Raw genomic sequence first — 3,977 nt, forward strand, 5'->3', positions numbered from 1 at the left:
CGCGATGCAGGCGTAACATCCAACGCGCTGCGCGTGACTGCCGACAGCGCTAAAGGCTGTTCTCACACAGCCTCCACTAGAACCGGCCGGACGCCGCACCGCCGATCCGGTACGAACCCTACCGAGCCGCCGCCGCCATCTCCGCATGCCGCCGCGCCGATGCCGCCAGTGTCCGCGTCAACAAACCCACCAGCGCCCCATCCGCATCCAGCACGTTCAGCCCCTCGCGCGTCGATCCGCCGGGGCTTGCCACCCGGTCCGCCAGCACCGCGGGGCTGACGTCGGACCGCGCCGCCATCGCGCCCGATCCCTCGACCGTCGCCACCGCCAGCCGCCGCGCCTGGTCCGCGCCCAGCCCCAGCGACACCCCCGCCGCCGCCAGCGCGTCGACGAAGCGGAAGGTGAAGCCCGGCCCACAACCCGCCAGCGCGGTCACCGCGTCGAACTGCGCTGCGTCGTCGATCCACTCGACCAGCCCGAGCGGCGTAGCGAGCGCGGTCGCCGCTGCACGGACCATGGGGTTCTGACTCGCGGTGTGGAGGGCGGTCACGCCCTTGCCGATCGCGACGGGGAGGTTCGGCATCGCGCGCACGATCGCGCCTGTGCGGAACCGCGCGGCCAGGGCCGCCTCTTCGACGCCCGCCAGGATCGACACCAGCAGCGGCGTCTCGACATGCTCGAGCATCGGCGCGACGACATCCAGTTGCTGCGGCTTCACCGCCAGCATGATCGTCGCGGGTTCGGCGTCGATCGGCACCGCGGTCACGGATCGCACGCCCGGCGGCACCGTGGCACCGGACCGGGTAACGACGGTCACCAGCGCGGGATCGCCCCCCGCATCGACCCACCGCCGCAGCATCGCCCCGCCCATAGTGCCGCATCCGATCAGCCAGAGCGGCGCGGCGAAGGGGGGCGTCACGCCTCCCCCTGCGTCTCGATCAACGCCGCGGCGATCGCCTCCTTGGGGGTCTTGCCGCCCCACAGGACGAACTGGAACACCGGATAGAAACGCTCGCACTCGTCGATCGCCGATTCGACCAGCAGTTCGGCCGCGGTGAGCGACATCGTGCTATCCTCGCCGCCATCGATCACGACCGCGTGCCGGTACAGCAGGATGCCGCTGGTGGTCCAGAGTTCGAAGTGGCCGACCCAGAGCTGTTCGTTGACCAGCCCAAGCGTCTCGTACATCGCCGCGCGTCGCTCGTCGGGAACCTTGATGTCGGGGAATGCGAGGAACTGCAGGACGCTGTCGTCCTCGCGCCACAGCGCGCGCAGTTCATATTCCGCCCAGCTGCCCTTGACCGTCGCGACGATCTCGTCGTCCTGGCGTTCATGGTCCCAGTCATGCGCGGCATAATACGCCTCGAGCATCTCGATCGGCGCGCTGTCGTCGGGGGTGGAATCTGCCGGCAATAGGATCATGCGCGCATCATGCCACGCCGCGACGGTCCGTGCAAAACAGGATGGTCAGCCAGCGGGCGCGGCCTTTGCTTCCAGCGCGTCCAGCCGGGCGCGAAGCGCGTCCGCCTCGTCGCGTGCGGCAGCCGCCATCGCCTTCACCGCCTCGAACTCGTCGCGGCTGACGAAGTCCAGCCCGCCGATCCAGTCGCGCGCACGAGACCGTGCTCCCGCCTCGGCCTCGCGGCCGACACCCGCCAGCGTGCCAGCAGCCCCGTTCATGAATTTCACCAGATCGTCGAACAACCGGTTTTCGGTCTGCATGCGTATCGTTCCTGTGTCGGTATCGTCACAGCATCTGGGTCGTATGTTGCGCCGGTACAAGGGTCGCGGCATCCGGGTTCAGCTGCCCGATCCGCCAGGTCAGCACGCCCGCAAAGCTGATCCAGACGAGATAGGGAACCATCAGCCATGCCGCGCCCGTCCGCACCCGCGCGAACGCCATTGTCGTCGCGATCCCGAGAACGAGCATGCCCGCGATCACGATCAGCGCGATATAGACCAAGTGGCCGCCGAAGAAAGTCGGCTGCCAGACCAGATTGAGGATAAACTGGAGAACGAACAGTACCATGGCGACCCCCCGCCCCCGCGCGCCGCGTGCGTTCAGCACGGTCGCCAACGCCAATCCGATGAGGACGTACAGGATCGACCAGGCGACGGGGAACACCCAGTCGGGCGGCGTGATCGCCGGCTTCTCCAGCGCACCGTACCAATGGTTCTGCGCGCCGACCGGTACCGAGCGACCCGACACGAAGCCGAGCAGCAACAACAGAGGCACGACGACCATGGCCCAGCGCAGAAAGGACATGCGCAACTGGGTCTTCGACGCGATCTGGCCCATATCTGCTCCCGGTATCCGCGCACCCCATGGCGCGGCGCGCGCAATCCGTAAATGGTGCGCGGTGCAATTCTCGTGTTCAGCCGCGACGGGCGGCGACCAGGAATTCGATATTGCCCTCGGGTCCGGTGATCGGACTTTCGACCACGCCCTCGATCGGCCAGCCGGATACGGCCAGCCAGTCGACGACCACGTCGCATACCCGCCCGTGAACAGCGCGATCGCGAACCACGCCGCCCTTCCCCACCTCCTCGCGCCCCGCCTCGAACTGTGGCTTGATCAGCGCCATCAGCCGCGCATCAGGTTTCGCGAAGGTCATCGGTCGTTCCAGCACCTTGGCAAGACCGATGAAGCTGGCGTCGCACACGATCAGGTCGACGGGTTCGGGAATATGCTGCGCGGTGAGGATCCGCGCGCTGGTTTGCTCGTGGACGACGACTCGCGGGTCCTGGCGGATGCGCCAGGCCAGCTGGTTGGTGCCGCTGTCGACGGCATAGACCCGCGCCGCACCCGCCTGGAGCAGAACGTCGGTGAACCCGCCGGTCGACGAACCGACATCGATCGCGACCGCACCGCTCACGTCCCAGCCGAAATGCGCGAGGCCGTGCGCCAGCTTGATCCCGCCGCGCGACACCCAGGGATGGTCCCGCCCCCGCACGTCGAGCCTGACGTCGTCCGCGACCGGCTGCCCGGGCTTGTCGATCTTGCGATCCCCGGCGAAGACCAGCCCCGCCATCACCAACGCCTGCGCCCGCGTCCGCGACTCCGCGAGACCACGATCGACGAGCGCTTGGTCAGCGCGCCGTTTGGGCAAAGGGATTCTCGATCCGCAACCGACCGTCGATGACGAGGCCGTGGTGCATGTCTTCGGAATAGAGGATGTCGCAACCGGCATGGAAAGCCGCAGCGACGATCAGCGCGTCGTAGATCGAAAGACGGTGCCGTTCTGCAAACGTAATACCAAGCTGGTGGGTGTTGAGCGTTACGGAAACGATCCTGGGACAGACCTGACGGAATTCGTCCAGCGACGCTTGCACACTGGACCAACTCAGGCGCAGTTTCCGGCGTGCCACCGCCGCGAATTCGTTGAGGCATTGAACGCTGATCGTCGGTCCGTCGACCATGATCGCCTGTGCGCGTATGCGGCGATGATCTTCGCGATCGATGCTGTAAATCAGGATGTTACTGTCGACGAAAACGCCGCTCACCGTGCATTGGCTTCTTCACGATCGAACACGTAATCTTCGGGGAACTTAACCGCCATTTTCGTTAATCGATCTAGGGCCGCTTCTCGTCGCTGCCGCTCTGTGATGACGGCGATCGTGCCATCATCAAGTGCATGAAGATCGATTTCGTCGCCGTCTTTCAGCCCGAGCGTACGGACGACATCGGCAGGAATGCGCACTGCCAAGCTGTTACCCCATTTTGCGACTTGCATGTCAGTCTCCGGATATACGAGAGCAGATGTATATCCATGAGGTGATTGACGCAAGGTCAATCAAGCCCTGACCCCTGCGGCGGTGGCGTTGTGGTGGAGGGCGGCGAGGACGGTATCGACGATGGCGTCGGCGTCAAGGCGGGCTTCGGCGTACTGCTTGTCAGGCGCGTTCTGGTCCTGGAAGCTGTCGGGCAGCCGGAGCGTGCGGATCGCGAGGCCGGTGTCGGTCAGCCCTTCGTCCGA

Annotated in this window: 8 protein-coding genes; all 8 read right to left on the reverse strand. The window is 66.1% G+C overall.

The window, feature by feature from the left end:
• Positions 1-118: 118 nt before the first annotated feature.
• Positions 119-919 carry a pyrroline-5-carboxylate reductase family protein gene (locus tag HUU99_RS15250; protein WP_302479999.1) on the reverse strand — a complete coding sequence of 267 codons (801 nt, stop codon included), beginning with the start codon at positions 917-919 and terminating at the stop codon, positions 119-121.
• The gene (locus HUU99_RS15255; protein WP_174287424.1) at positions 916-1,422 is read right to left on the reverse strand and encodes a YbjN domain-containing protein; all 507 of its coding nucleotides are present in this window, start codon (positions 1,420-1,422) and stop codon (positions 916-918) included. Before HUU99_RS15255 ends, HUU99_RS15250 begins: the two co-directional genes overlap by 4 nt.
• A 45-nt stretch (positions 1,423-1,467) precedes the next feature.
• Positions 1,468-1,722 carry an accessory factor UbiK family protein gene (locus HUU99_RS15260; RefSeq protein ID WP_174287425.1) on the reverse strand — a complete coding sequence of 85 codons (255 nt, stop codon included), beginning with the start codon at positions 1,720-1,722 and terminating at the stop codon, positions 1,468-1,470.
• A gap of 25 nt (positions 1,723-1,747) precedes the next feature.
• The gene (locus HUU99_RS15265) at positions 1,748-2,299 is read right to left on the reverse strand and encodes a TspO/MBR family protein (RefSeq protein ID WP_174287426.1); all 552 of its coding nucleotides are present in this window, start codon (positions 2,297-2,299) and stop codon (positions 1,748-1,750) included.
• A gap of 76 nt (positions 2,300-2,375) precedes the next feature.
• On the reverse strand, positions 2,376-3,110 hold the full coding sequence (locus HUU99_RS15270; protein WP_174287427.1) for a TlyA family RNA methyltransferase: 735 nt from the start codon (positions 3,108-3,110) through the stop codon (positions 2,376-2,378).
• Positions 3,091-3,504: a PIN domain-containing protein gene (locus HUU99_RS15275; protein ID WP_174287428.1), complete on the reverse strand. Its 414-nt coding sequence runs from the start codon at positions 3,502-3,504 to the stop codon at positions 3,091-3,093. Before HUU99_RS15275 ends, HUU99_RS15270 begins: the two co-directional genes overlap by 20 nt.
• Entirely contained in the window at positions 3,501-3,734 is a 234-nt protein-coding gene (locus tag HUU99_RS15280; RefSeq protein WP_174287429.1) for an AbrB/MazE/SpoVT family DNA-binding domain-containing protein, read from the reverse strand. Before HUU99_RS15280 ends, HUU99_RS15275 begins: the two co-directional genes overlap by 4 nt.
• Positions 3,735-3,794: 60 nt before the next feature.
• The coding region (locus HUU99_RS15285) for a hypothetical protein (protein WP_174287174.1) at positions 3,795-3,977 on the reverse strand (183 nt) is incomplete at its 5' end.

The sequence above is a fragment of the Sphingomonas bacterium genome, from assembly GCF_903642285.1.
Taxonomy (GTDB): Bacteria; Pseudomonadota; Alphaproteobacteria; order Sphingomonadales; family Sphingomonadaceae; genus Sphingomonas.

Coding starts and splice junctions, on each gene's coding strand:
- HUU99_RS15280 (WP_174287429.1), bottom strand. CDS start 3,734: ATGCAAGTCGCAAAATGGGGTAACAGCTTGGCAGTGCGCATTCCTGCC.
- HUU99_RS15265 (WP_174287426.1), bottom strand. CDS start 2,299: ATGGGCCAGATCGCGTCGAAGACCCAGTTGCGCATGTCCTTTCTGCGC.
- HUU99_RS15260 (WP_174287425.1), bottom strand. CDS start 1,722: ATGCAGACCGAAAACCGGTTGTTCGACGATCTGGTGAAATTCATGAAC.
- HUU99_RS15255 (WP_174287424.1), bottom strand. CDS start 1,422: ATGATCCTATTGCCGGCAGATTCCACCCCCGACGACAGCGCGCCGATC.